Below are 15872 nucleotides of genomic sequence, written 5' to 3'. Positions count from 1 at the left end.
CCCCTTCAGTTGACGCGCCGGTCGACGCCGGCCCAGTACGGTTCGCGGACGGCCTTGCGGTCGACCTTGCCGTTGCGGTTGACCGGCAGCTCCGCGACGAACTCGACCGAGCGCGGCTTCTTGTAGCGGTCGAGGCGCTCGGCGCAGAACTCGATCAGCTCGTCCGCGGCGACGTCCGTCCCGCCGTCGCGGACGACGACGGCCTTGACGGCCTCGCCCCACCGCTCGTCCGGGACGCCGACGACGCACACCTCGCGGACGGCCGGGTGCTCGTAGAGGGCCGACTCGACCTCGGTGCAGTAGATGTTGAACCCGCCCGAGATGATCATGTCCTTCTTGCGGTCGACGATGAACAGGTAGCCGTCCTCGCGCATCCACGCGAGGTCGCCGGTGTGCACCCAGCCGTCCCGGAACGTCTCCTTCGACAGCTCGGGCTCGCGCCAGTACTCGCGGACGCAGTCCTCGCCCCGCACGACCATCTCGCCGATCTCGCGCGGCGGCAGCTCGCGGCCCGCGTCGTCGACGATCCGGATCTCGGTGTCGTAGGCGGCCCGGCCGCAGGACGCGAGCAGCTCGGGGTCGTTCTCGACGGCGTCGGCGAGCGCCGCGCTGCCCAGCCCGGCGACGACGCTGGTCGTCTCGCCGAGCCCGTAGCCCTGCGCGACGATCGGGCCGAACGTCGCGACCGCCTCGCGGAGCCGCTGCGGGGAGACCGGCGCGCCGCCGATCCGCAGGCTCGCCAGGCTGGACAGGTCGCGGTCGGCGATCCCCGGATGGGCCAGCAGCATGTTCAGCATCGCCGGGACGATGAACGTCGCGGTGATCCGCTCGCGCTCGACCGTGTCGAGGAACGCGCCGGTGTCCCACGCGGGCAGGATGTGCGCGGTGGCGCCGCCGAACACGCCCGCGAGCAGGCCCATCCCGGGGGCGTGCGTGATCGGGCCGCACGCGAGGTAGCGGACGCCGGGCCGCGCGCGGGAGTCGTCGCTCATCATCTGCTTGCGCATGTTGGCGCGGCGGTTGCCGAACGTCTGCGTCGCGGCCTTCAGCTTGCCCGTCGAACCGGACGTGAAGTGCAGCGTGCAGGGGTCGTCCGGGGAGACCTCGACCGCGACCGGCTCCGCCGTCCCGTCCTCGAGCAGTTCGGCGTAGGTGAGCGGGCGGGCCTCCCCGGTGAGGTTTCCGGGGTCGAACACCACCGGCTCGCATCCCGCGCGGGCGGCCGCGAGCGCGTCGCCGGCGTGGGCGGCGTCGAACAGCAGGAGCTTCGCGCCCGCGTAGTCGAGGACGTGCTCGATCTCCCCGCGGCCCAGCCGCGCGTTGACGGGCGCCCGCAGCAGCCCGGCCTTGTAGAGGGCGAACTCGGCCACGACCAGCTCGCCGCGGTTCCACGCCAGCGACGCGACGGCGTCGCCGGGCCGCAGCCCGCGGGCGAGCAGTGCCGACGCGAGCCGGTTCGCCTCGTCCTCCAGTTCCCGGAACGTCCACTCGCGCTCGCCGCAGACGACGGCGCGCTCGTCCGGCCAGTACCGGGCGGCACGGGTCGCGTAGCTCCCCAGGTTCATGCACTCTCTCCATACTGTTAGACCAATAGCAGACAGAGTGTTCAGTAAGTTCCCGCTTGTCAAGAGGTCTCTAGACTTGGGGGCTCGCGGGCGGGAAGGACGACGATGGCCGAGGACAGGCGCACACGACGGACGCGCAAGGCGCTGCGCGACGCCCTGGTGGGGCTCGTACTGGAACGCGGCTACGCGTCGATCACCGTCGAGGACGTCACCGAGCGGGCGGACATCGCCCGCGCGACCTTCTACAGCCACTGCCGCGACAAGGACGACCTGTTCACCCGGCTCACCCGGGACCTGCTGGACGAGCTCGGCGCGCGGCAGCGGCCGCTGATCGCCGAGAACGCCGTGGGCTTCACCGGCAAGCCCGTCCTGGAACTGCTGCGGCACGCCGAGCAGGAGCGCGACCTGTACCGGATCATCCTGCGGGGCGAGGGCGACGGGAAGCCGCTGCGGATGTTCGTCGAGTGCTGCGTGCGGGTGACCACCGAGGAGTTCGCGAGCCGCGCCGAGCGCAACGCGGTCGCGCCGCGCATCGACCCCGGCCTGCTCGCGCGGGCCTGGGTGGGCGAGCAGACGGCCGTCCTGCAGTGGTGGCTGGAGATCGACGACCCCCGGCCGCCGGCCGAGGAGGTCGCCCGGATGCTGCTCGACCTGGCCGTCCACGGCCGGTACTGGGCCAGCGGATTCGATTCCCCCGCCTGATCCCGCGAACCCCTTCCCGCAGGGCCTTTCGAGCCCCCGGCCGGTCCCGGCCGGGGGCTTTCTCGCGCCCGGCACCCCTTGAGGGCACGCAGAATGTGACGTAGATTGCCCGACACCTTGAACGTAACTGAACACTTTGTTCAGTATCGGCCCGTGTCTGGAGAAGTGATGACCCCATGACCGCCGACGAGATCCTGTCCCTGGTCCTGCTGCTCGCGGTGTTCGGCCTGGCGATCTGGCGGGACGTCAACGTCGGACTCGTCGCGCTGCCCGCCGGGCTGCTGCTCGCGAAGATCACCGGTGTGCCGGGCGAGCAGGCGCTGGCCGCCTTCCCCGTCCAGATCGCCGTGCTGATCATCGGCGTGATGTACCTGTTCGGCCACGCCCAGCGCAGCGGGGCGATCGACCGCCTGGTGCACCTCGTCGTCCGCGCGTCCGGCGGGCGCGACTGGATGCTCCCGTGGTCGATGTTCCTGGTGGGCGCGGTGCTCAGCGCGATCGGCACCCTGCCGAGCGCCACGGTCGCGATCGTCCTGCCCATCGCCATGCGGCTCGCCCGCAACCGCGGCATGGACCCCGTCGTCATGGCGGTGGTCGCCTGCTCGGGCGCCGGCGTCGGCGGTTTCTCGCCGCTGTCCCCCTGGGGCGCCATCGTCGAGCGGCTCGCCGAGAAGCAGGGCGCCGACTTCTCGCCCGTCGGCCTCTTCCTCGGCCTCGCCGCGATCAAGACCTGCACCGCGATCCTGACGTACTTCCTGCTGAAGAGGTTCGTCCGCCGCGGCGCCGCCGCCCCCGCACCGCGAACCCCGGACCAGACCGCGGACCAGGCCGCCGCGCAGGCCGCCGCACCGATGAGCCGCTACGAACTCGGGGCCACGGCGGGGATCGGCGCGTTCCTCGTCATGGTGCTGGCGTTCGGGATGAACCCGCTGTTCGCCTCGCTGCTGGTCGGGCTCGTCCTGCACCTGGTGTTCAAGCCCGACACCCGGCAGGTGATCGGGGACCTGCCGTGGGGCGTCATCGTGCTGACCGCCGGGGTCCTGGTGTACGTGGGGGTCCTGGAGCGGGTCGGGACGCTCGACACGCTCGCCGGCCACCTCGGCGGGATCGACACCGTGCTGCTGGCCGTGCTGGCGATCGCCTACCTGGCGGCGCTGTTCGCGACGGTGGAGTCCTCGACGGTCGCGGTCCTCGGGGTGATCGTCCCGCTCACCGCGACGGCCCTGCCGGACCAGTCGCCCGCCGGGTTCACCGCGCTGCTCATCGCGATCTGCGGGGTGATCGGCGCGGCCGGGATCAGCCCGATGCACCTCGGCGGCGGGCTCGTCCTCGCGAACACGAGCCCGGAGGAGAACCCGCGGGTGTTCCGCTGGCTGCTCGGTATCTCGCTCGTCGCGGCGTCCGTCCTCCCGCCCTTGCTGTTGCTGGTTCCGCTCGGCGTGGGAGTTTGACCGGGACCTGACGGGGCCTGGCCGGCGCCGCGGCGGCGGTCAGGGCTCGGTCAGGGCTTCTCGCGCGGGGGCAGCAGGCGGGCGAGCAGGTGCGGCACGGCGATGGCGCCGAGCATCGGCCGGTCGTCGCCGCCGGACACCGCGACGAGCGGGCTGCCGTGCTCGGCCATCACGCTGGCGATCTCCATGACGGTCGCGTCGCCGTCGACCACCGGCAGGAGCCGCTTGTCCCTGGCCAGGAGGTCCGCGACGCGCCGCCCGGCGAGCGGCCCGCAGAGCCGGTCGGCGTGCCGCTCGCCGTAGACGCGGGCGAGGTTCGGGTCCTCGCGCACGTACACCGGGATGAGGTCGCGGAGCAGCTGCGCGCCGGGCAGCACCGCGACGGGCCCGCCCCGGGCGTCCACGACGATCAGCCCGGGGAAGCGGTGCTCGGCCAGCAGCCACGCGGCGTCCAGAGCACTGTCGTCCAGGGTGACGGTCGGGTACTCGACGGCGAGGTCGCGGGCGCGCACACCTCGACCGTATACGAGACCACCAGCGGGTTCACGTGCCGTGACCTGTGCACCCGGCGTGGAAAAGCCTGATCGATCCCGTTAAGGTCGTCCTCTGGTGGGCCGGGGGCAGCGTCGCGCCGGCACTTGCTCCGTCCGTCGAACGCGGATGTCCGTCGAACGCGAAAGTCCTGATGATGTCGAACCTGCTGCTGGCGTTCGCCGCCATGCTGCTGATGGCGGTGCTGCTGTCGAACCTGGCGCACCGCACGGTGCTGTCCACGGCGGTGCTGTTCCTGGTCGGCGGCTTCCTCCTCGGGGACGGCGTCCTCGACGTGATCTCCCTGGAGCCCAGCGACGGGGTCGTCGGAACGCTCGCGGAGCTGGCGCTGTTCGCGGTGCTGTTCACCGACGGCATGCACGCCGGCTGGAAGGACCTGCGCAGCGCCTGGCGACTGCCCGGCCGCGCGCTCGGCTGGGGCCTGCCGCTGACGCTGGTGATCACCGCGCTGCTCGCGCACTACGTGGTCGGGCTGGGCTGGATCGAGTCGCTGCTGATCGCCGCGGTGCTCACCCCGACCGACCCGGTGTTCGCCGCCGCGCTCGTCGGCAACGACAAGGTGCCGCCGCGGCTGCGCCACCTGCTGAACGTGGAGTCCGGCGTCAACGACGGCCTCATCCTGCCCTTCGTCCTCATCTTCCTGGCGCTCGCGGCGGGCTCCGAGGACCTGCACATCAAGGCGCTCGCGAGCGAGCTGGCGATCGGGCTCGTCATCGGCGTGGTGGTGCCGTGGGCGGCGCTCAAGCTGGAGTCGACCCGCTGGTTCGCCGTCTCCCCGAAGTACGCGCCGCTCAACGCCGTCGCGATCGGGCTGCTGGTGCTCGCGCTGGGGCAGGCCACGCACGGCAACCTGTTCCTGGCCGCGTTCGCCGCCGGCGTCACCGTCGCGACGGTCGGCGAGCAGTTCCAGGAGGCGTTCGAGGAGTTCGGCGAGCTGGTCGCGGAGCTGCTGAAGCTGGCGGCGCTGCTGGTGTTCGGCGCGCTGCTGTCGCCGACGTTCCTGGGCGACGTCGGCTGGACGGGCTGGGTGTTCGCCGTGCTCGCGCTGATCGTCGCGCGGCCCGCGGCGATCTGGGTGTCGTTCCTCGGCTCCAGGCTCACCGCCCGCGAACAGGGCGCCGTGATGTGGTTCGGCCCGAAGGGGTTCGCCTCCGTCGTCTACGGGCTGATCGTGCTCGAATCCCAGATCGCCGACGCGGACGAGATCTTCCACCTCGTCGCGGTGACGATCATGCTGTCGATCTTCGCGCACTCGTCCACCGACATCGTCGTGGCCCGCGGCTTCGACGACGTGCACGAGGTCCCGGCCTGGTTCCGCAAGGACGCCCGGGACAAGGGCCCCGTGGAGGTCCCGGACCACGGCGGCTCGGACGGCGAGCCGGACCACGGCACGGGCGACGGCACAGGCGACGGCACAGGCGACGGCACAGGCGGCGGTTCCGCGGGCGGGCCGGGCGGCGGTGCCCCGCCCGCGTCCCGGGACCGGTCCGTGTGATCAACTGGTCGCTGTGACCTTCGCCCTCCCCCCGGGTGTGAACGGCCCGGAGGGGAGGAGCCGCCTTGGCCGCCGCCGCGATCGCGATCTTCGTCGTCGCGTACGCCCTGATCGCCACGGAGAAGATCCCCCGCACCGCCGTCGCGCTCGGCGGCGCCTGGCTGATGCTCCTGCTGCACGTCACCGACGCCGAGGCGGCGTTCTTCTCCGAAGAGTCCGGCATCGACTGGAACGTCATCTTCCTGCTGCTCGGCATGATGGTGATCGTCTCGGTGCTGCGGCGGACGGGCGTGTTCGAGTTCGTCGCGATCTGGGCGGCCAAGCGGGCGCGCGGGAAGTCGTACCGGCTGATGGTGATGCTCGTGCTCATCACCGCGCTCGCGTCCGCGCTGCTGGACAACGTGACGACCGTGCTGCTGATCGCCCCGGTGACGTTCCTGGTCTGCGAGCGGCTCGGGCTCCCGGTCGTCCCGTACCTGATCGCCGAGGTGATGGCGTCCAACATCGGCGGCACCGCCACGCTCGTCGGCGACCCGCCCAACATCATCATCGCCAGCCGCGCCGGGCTGTCGTTCAACGACTTCCTGGTCCACCTCGCGCCGCTCGTCCTGGTGCTGCTCGCGGTGTTCTGCCTGCTGTGCCGGGTGCTGTTCCGCTCCGCGTTCCGGTACGACCCGGAACGCGCGAAGGACGTCATGGCGCTGGACGAGCGGGACGCGATCACCGACCGCCGGCTGCTCTGGCAGGGCCTCGCCGTCCTCGGGGTCGTCGTCGTCGCGTTCGTCCTGCACCCGGTGCTGCACTACGAGCCGTCCGTGGTGGCGCTGCTCGGCGCGGGCCTGCTCGTCGCCGCCACCCGGGTGAGCACCGAGGACGCGCTGCGCGAGGTGGAGTGGCCCACGCTGGTGTTCTTCGCGGGCCTGTTCGTGATGGTCGGCGGGCTGGTCGAGACGGGCGTCATCGGCGAGGTGTCGTCGCTGGCCGCCGAGACGACGGAGGGACGGCTCGGGCTCGCCGCGATGGTGCTGCTGTGGGGCTCGGCCGGGCTGTCGGCGATCGTCGACAACATCCCGTACGTCGCCACGATGAGCCCGATCGTCGCCGACCTCGTCCGGGGCTATCCGGGCGACGACGGCCAGGTGCTGTGGTGGGCGCTCGCGCTCGGCGCCGACCTCGGCGGCAACGCCACCGCGATCGGGGCCAGCGCGAACGTCGTGGTACTCGGGATCGCCGCCCGCAACGGGACGCCGATCAGCTTCTGGCACTTCACCAAGTACGGGATCGTCGTCACGATCATCATGATCGCGCTGGCGACCCCGTACCTGTGGCTCCGCTACCTCTAGCGGGGCCCCGCGTCACCCGCGGTGGGCGACCCGGTCGCGCAGCCGGTCGGCGACGGCCATCGCGGGCCCGGCGGCCTTCAGGATCCCGGGCCTGGGCGGCGTGTGCGGGTGCGGGCGGGTCGGCGCCCGCTTCCTGCCCTCCGCGATCTTGCGGCCCAGGTCGTCCGCGTGCTCCTTGCCGATGAGCTCGTACAGCTCGGGCCACACGACGTCCTCCTCGAAGGCGATGTGCTCGCGCGCGTCCGCGATGAACGTGCGCAGCAACTCCTCGAAGCGTTCGTCGCCCGGCTCCATCCCGATGAGGTCGCTCATGACGTACTTGGCGGACTGCTCCTGCCGGACGGCGTGGTCCGCGAGCCGGTCGCCGCCCAGCGCCGTCCGCCGCACCACCGGCCAGAAGTACTCCTCCTCGACGGCCTCGTGCACGGACTCGTCCATGACCAGTCGCTCGATCAGCTTCCGGCGATGGGCGAGCTCGTCCGGCGCCGTCCGTCCGGCACCGGCCTCCAGCTCGGCGAGGGCCTCCTTGACGCGATCGTGGTCCCGGCCGAGCACCTCGAAGACGTTGGCCATTGGTCCCCCTCTCCATGGCGCCTACCCGACCCCTGCCCGATGGGGGTGTCGCAAACGTCCGCTTCCAGCGAGACGCGCGTCACGCGTGATTGTCCTGGTTCGTCGGGTATCGACCCACTGGAAAGCGATCGGAAGGGAGCAGGACGATGCCCATGACCACCGGCCGGGGCCGCGTGAAGAAGGAGGAACTGCCCGACACCATCAAGCGTTCGGACGCCCGGGCCCAGCGGACCTTCGCGAAGGCGCACGACTCGGCGGCCGAGGAGTACGGCGAGGGGCGCCGCGCCCACCAGACCGCCTACGCGACGCTGAAGCGCACCTACGAGAAGATCGGCGACCACTGGGAGCGGAAGGCCGGCGGCGCCAAGGGCCCGTCCGACCGGCAGGCGGAGGGCGGCCGGCGCACCTCCCGCCCCACCGCGGGCGGGGTCGACGCGAACGCCTCGAAGTCGCACCTCTACGACGTCGCCAAGCGCCTCGACATCTCGGGCCGCTCGAACATGAACAAGAACGAGCTGGTCAAGGCCATCGAGAAGGCCAACAAGAGCAGGACGCGCAAGGCCCGTTCCTGACCGTCAGAGGCGGCGCCGGACCTGCTCCCGGACGGGACGGTCGAGGTCGCGCAGGATCGTGTCGGTGCGGCGCCCCCCGCGCAGCAGGTCGGCGACGACGGCGGGCGGCACGTAGCCGAGCGCCGCGCACAGCGGCCGGACGGGCATCGCGTCCACCACGCGGGTCGCCGCGGCGACCGGCAGCGCCCCGATGATCCCCGCCGCGGCACGCGGTTCCGCGCGCGAAAGGATCCGGGCCGCCTCGTCCGGTGGCATCACCCGCAGGACGGCCGCCGCGGTCTCCGGGGCCAGGCCGCCGACCGTCCCCCCGGCCTGAGTGGATCCGAGCATCTGCAGGACGGCCGCGGCGTGCGGCGCCGCCCGTCCGTCCGTCTCCCGGCCGGTGAGCACGGCGGTGAGCATCGCGCCCGCCGTCCGGACCGGCACCGCCGCCAGCACCTGCGCCGCCCGCTCGCCCGGCAGGCGGCGCAGCACCGCCCCGGCGGCGCGCGTGCCCATGCCCGCCAGCGCGTCCCGGACGGCCTCGGGCGGGAGGTCGCGCAGCAGCACAGCCGCCTCGTCCGGGTCGCGTGGGGGCTCCTCGCGGGGGTCGCGTGGGGGGCGGGGGTTCGTGTCGCGGCCGGTCGCGGGGGGCTTCGGGCGCCGGGGGCCGGTCGTGGTCTCCGGGACGTCGCGGGGCTGGTCGTGGACGACGCCCCCGCAGAAGTGGGGGCGGTCGATGATCGGGCCGGGATCGGACGGTACGTCGAGGACGGCTCGCAGGGTCCGGCGCAGGGACTCGCTCGTGAGCCGGGCGTCCGGGTCCTTCTCCAGCAGCCGGAGGACGGGCTCGGTGAGGCGCCCGGACGCGACGGGGCGGGGCGGGGCCTCGTGGATGACGGCGTAGAGGGTCGCCGAGTGCGCGTCGGCCCCCTCGCCGCGGCGGAAGGGGGAGAAGCCCTCGAGCATCTCGAACAGCAGGACGCCGAGCGACCACAGGTCGGCGGGCGGCCCGGCGTCGGCGCCCTTGAACCGTTCGGGGGCCATGTACTCGGCGGTGCCGACGACCAGGCCGGTGCCGGTGAAGCGGGCGGTGTCGCCGACGAGCGCGATGCCGAAGTCGACGAGCCGGACCCGGCCGTCCTCCTCCACCAGGACGTTCGCCGGTTTGACGTCGCGGTGGACGACGCCGTTGCGGTGCGCGGCGTCGAGGGCGTCGAGCAGCGCGAGGGCGGTCCCGGCGGCGGACCGCGGCGGCAGCGCGCCGTCCGCCCGGAGGACCTCGGCGAGCGTGCGCCCCTCGACGTACTCCATGACGAGCCACGGGTCGCCGTCCTCGACGAAGACGTCGTAGATGCCGACGATGCCGGGGTGCGCGACGCGCGCGAGGGCCTTCGCCTCGCGGAAGGCGCGGCCGCGCAGTTCCCGGTTGGGCAGGACGCCGAGCCGCAGCGACTTGAGCGCCACCCGCCGGTCGAGCAGGGTGTCGTGGGCGAGCCACACCTCGCCCATGCCGCCGCCCGCGACCGCCGACAGGACCTCGTACCGGCCGCCCCGCGGGCCGCCGCCCGGCGACGGGTCAGTCGTCGTCATCTCAGTAGTCGTCATCGTCGTACAGCGGCTGCCCGTCGGAGTCGCGGGCCGGGTCCGTGCCCGTGCGGGTGTCCACGATGGTGCGGGTGTCGGCGATCCGGCGGATGGCCTCGTCGTCGGGGGCCTCGGCGGGCTGCGGGCCCGTGCCGGTGCCCCCGTCGGAGTGCGGCGGTCGCGGATCGAAGCGGGCGGTGGGGGCCTCGCCGGGGTCGTCGAGAAGGTCCGCGGGGTCGCCGTCGCCGCGTTCCTCGTCCCGCCGCGCCCAGATGGCCTGGGTGGAGGACGGCCGGGCGGTGCCGAAGTCGAGCCCGGCCGGGCCGGGCCGGGCACCGGCCCGCGCCTCGCGCATCTCCCGTTTGATCTCCAGCGCGAGAATGCGGTCGTAGTTGCCGGGTTTCATCATCAGCTTGACCGACACCGGCAGGCACTCGATCAGGAGGAAGAACAGGAACAGCAGGAGCCGCGCCCCGGCGAGCGTGGAGTCGTTGGCGGACACCTCGCCCAGCGCTTCCAGCCGGATGAGCAGGCCGTTCGTTTCGGCGTTCTCCGAATCGAACTGGCTTTGCAGCGTCCGCTGCCTTTCCCGGGCGTCCTCCAGCTGCTGCCGCACCTTGGGGAGTTCGCCGGTGGCCTGCTGCAACCGGGTGCTCTTGGCCGCCTCGCTGTCGGCGGCCAGTTCCCTTTTGCGGGCCTCGATCTGCCCGTTCAGCTCGTTGACCTGCCCCCGGGCCTTTTTGTAGGCCTCTTCGCTCTCCTGTGCGAGCGGCCCGTCCCCCTGGCGGGGGCAGTCCCGTCCGCCGTAAAGCTGGCACTGCCATTCGTCGTAGTGCTGCTCGGCGACCTTCTGCTGCTCGGCCCGCTGCCGCTCCAGCGTCTTGATCTCCGGGTCGGCGGCGGGGTCGAGCGGGACGTCGCCGCGCGAGCGGACGACTTTCTGCAGCGTGTCGACCTGCTTCTGCAGGGCCGCGACCTGCCTGCCGACCTCGCCCGTCCGCTGCTCGGCGGTGAACTCGTTGCTGCGCGCCTGCTTCATCTCGACGATCTGCGCGTCGATCTCGGACTTGAAGATCTGCAGGACGAGCGGGGTGGAGACGACGGCGCCGAGGATGACGGCCATGATGATGCGCGGGATCGCGAACTTGAGCCGGGGTCCCTCCGCCGGGATGGAGGTGACGAGCCAGCGGTCGAGGCTCAGGATCGCGGCGCCCCACGCGAGCGCGATGGGCGCGGCGAGGAGCGGGTGCACGCCGAGCGCGCTGTACATGGCGAACCACATCGACAGCGCGGCGAGAACGCTGGTGGTGAGGACGGCGCCGCCGATGCCCTCGTATTTCGCGCGTTCGGACGGGCAGCGGCGGAGGATCTCCGGTCGGGCCCCGGAAAGGGAGATCAGAAAACGCCGCATCCAAACCCTCTCGCCCGTTCCGAGCAGGGGACGTTCGCGCGCCCCCGGCAGACGACGGCCAAGTTTAGCCGCGCGCGCCCGATTAAGGAGCCGAGGGGGTATTCCGGGTGGCCGGATCAGGCCATAATCGACAGCTGTCGGGACGGTGCCGGGACAATCTTGCGGGGTGTGCGCGGGCCCCGTCCGGCGCACAGGGGGACCGGAGAACGACAGGAGCCGCAGTTGGCCGATCCAGGTGAGGAACTACAGAAATCCCTCACCAAGTTGATCAGGGGACTTTCCGGACATCACCGGCTGATCGTGGTGGAGGCGGCCGCCGACGGGATCAACGCGTACCAGATCTCCCGCGACGCCAATGGCGTGCCCGCGGGACGTTTCTGGCACCGGACGTGGGAGGACCTGTCGGCCGACGGCGCACCGGTGAAGGACCGCGTCGTCGCGGCCGCGCGCCTCGACCCCGCCGCCGCGACGCTGCTGGCCTGCACGTTCCCGGACGGCGCCGAGCCCGCGCAGGCCGTCGCGTGGCTGCAGGCGGCCGTCCCCGACGCGCAGACCTGCGTCGCGCCCGGCGCCGCGATCGGCGAGCTGCTGCGCAGGGCGATCGACGCCGAGCCGCTCACCCGGCTGTACGAACTGGTCACCCTCACCGCCGATCCCGGCGGGCGGCTGCGCTTCACCGGCCGCGTGCTGTTCCCCGTCGGTTCCCGGCGGCACGACACCGTCCCCCTCGACCTGCGCTTCCTGCCGACCGGCGAGCTCGGCGCCGCGCTCGCCGTCGTCTCCTGGTCCGACCGCCGCTTCCGGCTCGTGTCGGTGCAGCGCGCGAACGTCCCGCCCGGACGGTACGAGGTGGTCGCCGAGCTCGCCCGGCCGGGCCGCGTCCGGTTCCACGGGCTGCCGGACGAGCCGGTCCGCGACGACCGGACGTGGGACGAACTCGTCGCGTCCGTCCCGGACCGGCTGCCGCCCGCGCCGCCGGACGTCCACCTGGTGTGCGCCGTCGAGACCGCGGGGCCGCCCGAGCGGGTCGCCGCCCGCCTCGACCGGGCCGGCCAGGTCGTGCGGGCCGCGGCGGCGGGCGGCGCGGGCCTGACGGTGTCCCTCGTCGGCTACGGGCCGCACGCGTTCGTCCGCCGCCCGCCCCCGGCGGTGCGGGTGATCGCGGAGCGGCGCTCCCCCGAGGACGTCCAGCGGGCCCTGGACGCGCTGCGCGACCGGGAGCCCGGCGACCCCGGCTACCCGCGCGCCGCCGCCGTCGAGTGCGCGCTCGCGGAGGTCGAGCGGCTGCTCACCGCCGCGGACCCGGCCCGGCCCGCGCTGCTGCTGATCGGGGACCGGCCGCCGCACCCGGCGGCGGTGTCCCCGTCGGAGGTCCTGCCGTGCCCCGCCGCGGCGGACTGGGAGCGGGCGCTGGGCAACCTGCGGCGCCGCCCCGGATTCGCGTGCGGCGCGGTCACCGACCGTCCGGCCCGCCGGGCCGCCCCGTTCTGGACCCGCCTCGCCGGGGACGCCCTCGCCGGGCAGGACGCGGTGGACGTGCCGCGCCTCGGCGCCCGGCTCGGCCTCGGCCCCGCCGAACCGCGCCACGTCCCGTTCCCCTTCGACGAGACACGCTGACGAGACCCCCGCCGACGAGACCCCCGACCCGACCGACGGATGGAGCGAACCCGAGCATGGCAGCGCCACTGCCGTCCCCCGACCACAACATCGCCATGTGGGGGGCCACCGGTTCCGGCAAGACGACCTTCCTGGCCGCGCTGGACATCGCCCTGAACCGGGCGGACCACGTCGACTGGCGGGTGATCGGCGCCAACGAGGCGTCCACGGACAAACTCGTGGAGCTGTCCGGCACGCTGGTCAACGACAACGCCTTCCCCGAGGCGACCAGCGGCATGGAGCAGTACCGGTGGCGGCTGATCGGGCAGACCGAACGGCGCGAGGGACGGTTCTGGAACCGGCGCCGGGTCAAGCGCGGGCACTCCATCGGCCTGGACGTCCACGACGCCGAGGGCGAGCTGTTCAGCAACGACTTCATCGGCGACCACGGCCCGATGGTGGAGAGCCTCGCCAGGAGCCGCGGCATCGTCTACCTGTTCGACCCGATCCGCGAGTTCAAGGTCGGCGACGCGTACCGCAGCCTCGACGGCATGCTGGCCCGGCTGGCGCAGGTGGTGCTGAACTCCGAGGACGCGCCGGAGGACGGCCGCCTCCCCCACCACGTCGCGGTCTGCACCACCAAGTTCGACGAGGTGCGCGTCCTGCAGACGGCCGAGCACCTCGGGCTGCTCGACTTCGACGAGGACGAGCGCGGTTTCCCCCGCATCGTGCACGACGAGGACGCGCGGGAGCTGTTCCGCGAGCTGTGCTCGGTGTCGGCGAGCGGCACCGCCGACCTCGTGCTGAAGAAGCTCACCCGCTACTTCGACGAGGACCGGATCCGGTTCTTCGTGACGTCCGCGGTCGGGTTCCACCTCGACCCCCGCGCGGGCCGGTTCAACCTCCGGGACTTCCAGAACGTCGTGCCCGACGCCGACTCCGAGCGCGGCTTCCGCATCCGGACGAGCGTGCACCCGATCAACGTGATGGAACCGGTCCTGTGGCTGGCGGAGAAGCTCGCGGACGGCCGGGCGGCCGAGCCGCGCCCCGCCGCCGGAGCGGCGCGATGAGCGACCTCATCCAGGTCGTCCCGGAATGGGCGCTGTGGGGCAAGGAGCCCAACGGACTGTCCTACCGGGTGCTGCGGTGCAGCGACGGGCGCCTCAGCAGCGCCGACTTCACCCAGATCATGCAGCACCACTCCACCGGCACGCACAGCCACCTGCCGCAGGTCACGCTGAACTGGGCGCGCGACCGCGCGAAGAACGAGCAGTACATCGGCCTGGCCGTGCAGCGCTGGGCCCAGGACCGCGACCACACCGGCCGCAAGATCGCGATCACCCGCTACTGCGCGCTGCCGTACTCGCAGCTCCCGGACGCGGTCTCGTACGAGACGGTCTTCCATGCGCTCACCGACTGGGAGCCGCCCCCGGACGACGCGCCCGCCGCCATGGAGCTGCCGGTGCTGTCCCCGGAGGCGCTGGCGTCGCGCGTCGACGAGTACGCGCTGGGCGTAGCCGGGCTGCTGTTCGCGCTCGATCCGGTGCACATCGTCCCGTCCGGCAGGGTCCCGACCTACCTGGAACGGCTGCAGTTCCTGGACGTCGTCGCCGCGCTGCTCCCGTACGGTCTGCGGACCAGGCTGTCGGCCGCGACCTGGGTCAGCAGCACGTCGCAGAACCGCATCCGGCTGGCGTTCACCGCGCACGCGGGCGAGGACGCGCAGGGCGTGCGGTGGGGCGTCACGCCGTCCTTCGCCGGCAGGTGGGAATCGATCGCGCACGCGTACGCCGACCTGCTGGGCGACGTGGCGAGCACCGAGGACCGGGCGGCCGAGCTGATCCGCGGGCTGGCCGCGCAGCGGGAGCCGATGGGCTTCACCCCGTCCGACGCCCGGCGGTCGCTGGAGCTGCTGCGCGCGCAGGTCCGCGGCCCCAGGCGTCCGGCGGGAACGTCGCAGGGCGACGGCGCGGACTTCGTCGCGGCCGCGGAGGCCCTCCACGCCTGCCGGCACGCCGTCGTGCACATCCACAGGACGACGTTCATCTCCGCGGTGGCGCGGCTGCGGCGCCTGCAGAACGCCGGGTTCGCCGCGGACGAGCGCCGCCGCCTCTGGGAGATCGCCGTCGACGCGGGGCTGCCGTGCCTGCCGTCGTCCACCGAGGACGACCCGGAACTCGACGAGCTGTACGAGGCGTGCCTGCGGCTCGGCTACGGCACGGCGCTCGATCTCGACAACGTCCATCAGATCGAGAACGACCTCGGCACCGACCTTCCGCCCCAGTTGCTGCGGGTCATGGCGCGCCTCGCCGTCGGTGAGAGGTCCCCCCACCTGGCGATCGCGATCCGGCTCGGCTGGGACGTGACGGGCCTGGTGCGCAACGTCGACGCGAACGCCCTCGTCCACCTCGCCGTCAATGAGGAGCGCGGGGACGTCCTGAGGACCGTCCTCGCGGAACTGCGCAGGCGTTCCCGGGACGACCATGCCACGCCCGTCGTGCACGCCCTCATGGCCCACGGCCACCTGGCACGACCCGTCGAGCGCTTCTACGCGGGCATCGACGAGCAGGCCGGTGCGCTGCGCGAGCTGCTCTCGGCCGTCTACGGGGGGTGGCTGAACCGCGAGCAGTTCGCGAGGATCCTCCAGGGCGGCGGTCCGAATTCGCCGCGGCCGCCCCTCCTTCTCGCCGCACTGTCGCTGTACCGGGGCCCGGACGCGCGGGACCTGCTGGTCGAGGTCTTCCTGCGCGGCTTCCTCGGCGCGACGACACCGACCTACCTCTCCGCGGACCTTCGCAGGGTGGTGGACGACGCGCTCGCCCGCCACTCCTGGCCGCCCGCCCCCACGAGCCGCTACGAGAACGCCCACGACGGCGGGGACGAGGCGCAGCGCAGCCTGGGCGACAAGCTCAGGTTCTGGCAGAAGGACCACGGCCCCGACTTCTAGGACCGCCCCCGCCGGCCGAACCGCGAACGTCACGTCCCGTCACGTCGTCTCGCGGTGCTCCGGCCTGCCCTCGGCGCGTCATGCGGCCGGGTCGTGGCG

At 72.9% G+C, this 15872-nt stretch carries 13 protein-coding genes; 8 read left to right on the top strand and 5 right to left on the bottom strand.

The genetic code is table 11. The annotated features are described in order from the left end of the window. Nucleotides 1-5 precede the first annotated feature (5 nt). A complete protein-coding gene (locus F7P10_RS29115) occupies nucleotides 6-1565 on the bottom strand; it encodes an AMP-binding protein (protein WP_151014095.1) in 1560 nt (519 codons plus the stop codon). A 105-nt stretch (nucleotides 1566-1670) separates the two neighbouring features. Between F7P10_RS29115 and F7P10_RS29110 the strand changes: the two genes are divergently transcribed. Both F7P10_RS29110 and F7P10_RS29105 read left to right on the top strand, forming a co-directional pair. Then, nucleotides 1671-2267, top strand: coding sequence for a TetR/AcrR family transcriptional regulator (locus F7P10_RS29110; protein ID WP_151014093.1), 597 nt, complete (start codon nucleotides 1671-1673; stop codon nucleotides 2265-2267). Nucleotides 2268-2443: 176 nt separating this feature from the next. Further along, a complete protein-coding gene (locus F7P10_RS29105) occupies nucleotides 2444-3718 on the top strand; it encodes an SLC13 family permease (protein ID WP_151014091.1) in 1275 nt (424 codons plus the stop codon). 50 nt (nucleotides 3719-3768) lie between these two features. On the opposite strand, the gene F7P10_RS29100 is transcribed toward F7P10_RS29105, so the two are convergent. Next, the gene (locus tag F7P10_RS29100; protein ID WP_151014089.1) at nucleotides 3769-4230 is read right to left on the bottom strand and encodes a CBS domain-containing protein; all 462 of its coding nucleotides are present in this window, start codon (nucleotides 4228-4230) and stop codon (nucleotides 3769-3771) included. Nucleotides 4231-4403: 173 nt separating this feature from the next. Here F7P10_RS29100 and F7P10_RS29095 point away from each other — a divergent pair, with 173 nt between their 5' ends. Next, nucleotides 4404-5765 carry a sodium:proton antiporter gene (locus F7P10_RS29095; protein WP_254716078.1) on the top strand — a complete coding sequence of 454 codons (1362 nt, stop codon included), beginning with the start codon at nucleotides 4404-4406 and terminating at the stop codon, nucleotides 5763-5765. A 65-nt stretch (nucleotides 5766-5830) separates the two neighbouring features. Next, nucleotides 5831-7108, top strand: coding sequence for an ArsB/NhaD family transporter (locus F7P10_RS29090; protein WP_151014087.1), 1278 nt, complete (start codon nucleotides 5831-5833; stop codon nucleotides 7106-7108). Nucleotides 7109-7120: 12 nt separating this feature from the next. On the opposite strand, the gene F7P10_RS29085 is transcribed toward F7P10_RS29090, so the two are convergent. Further along, the gene (locus F7P10_RS29085) at nucleotides 7121-7681 is read right to left on the bottom strand and encodes a hemerythrin domain-containing protein (protein ID WP_151014085.1); all 561 of its coding nucleotides are present in this window, start codon (nucleotides 7679-7681) and stop codon (nucleotides 7121-7123) included. A 146-nt stretch (nucleotides 7682-7827) separates the two neighbouring features. Between F7P10_RS29085 and F7P10_RS29080 the strand changes: the two genes are divergently transcribed. Continuing rightward, nucleotides 7828-8253 carry a ChaB family protein gene (locus tag F7P10_RS29080; RefSeq protein WP_151014083.1) on the top strand — a complete coding sequence of 142 codons (426 nt, stop codon included), beginning with the start codon at nucleotides 7828-7830 and terminating at the stop codon, nucleotides 8251-8253. Nucleotides 8254-8256: 3 nt separating this feature from the next. On the opposite strand, the gene F7P10_RS29075 is transcribed toward F7P10_RS29080, so the two are convergent. Further along, nucleotides 8257-9825 carry a serine/threonine-protein kinase gene (locus tag F7P10_RS29075; RefSeq protein WP_176611694.1) on the bottom strand — a complete coding sequence of 523 codons (1569 nt, stop codon included), beginning with the start codon at nucleotides 9823-9825 and terminating at the stop codon, nucleotides 8257-8259. Nucleotide 9826: 1 nt separating this feature from the next. Then, nucleotides 9827-11230 carry a DUF4407 domain-containing protein gene (locus F7P10_RS29070; RefSeq protein ID WP_151014079.1) on the bottom strand — a complete coding sequence of 468 codons (1404 nt, stop codon included), beginning with the start codon at nucleotides 11228-11230 and terminating at the stop codon, nucleotides 9827-9829. A 222-nt stretch (nucleotides 11231-11452) separates the two neighbouring features. Between F7P10_RS29070 and F7P10_RS29065 the strand changes: the two genes are divergently transcribed. The 3 genes from F7P10_RS29065 to F7P10_RS29055 are packed head-to-tail and all read left to right on the top strand — an operon-like array spanning nucleotide 11453 to nucleotide 15773. Continuing rightward, a complete protein-coding gene (locus F7P10_RS29065; protein ID WP_151014077.1) occupies nucleotides 11453-12847 on the top strand; it encodes a hypothetical protein in 1395 nt (464 codons plus the stop codon). 56 nt (nucleotides 12848-12903) lie between these two features. After that, on the top strand, nucleotides 12904-13896 hold the full coding sequence (locus tag F7P10_RS29060; RefSeq protein ID WP_151014075.1) for a hypothetical protein: 993 nt from the start codon (nucleotides 12904-12906) through the stop codon (nucleotides 13894-13896). Then, nucleotides 13893-15773 (top strand): hypothetical protein, encoded by a 1881-nt coding sequence (locus F7P10_RS29055; protein ID WP_151014073.1) that lies wholly within the window; start codon nucleotides 13893-13895, stop codon nucleotides 15771-15773. Before F7P10_RS29060 ends, F7P10_RS29055 begins: the two co-directional genes overlap by 4 nt. The last annotated feature ends 99 nt before the right edge of the window (nucleotides 15774-15872 follow it).

Origin of the sequence: Actinomadura sp. WMMB 499 (genome assembly GCF_008824145.1) — a bacterium.
Classification (GTDB): domain Bacteria; phylum Actinomycetota; class Actinomycetes; order Streptosporangiales; family Streptosporangiaceae; genus Spirillospora.
This window is presented reverse-complemented; position numbering and strand designations above follow the sequence as displayed.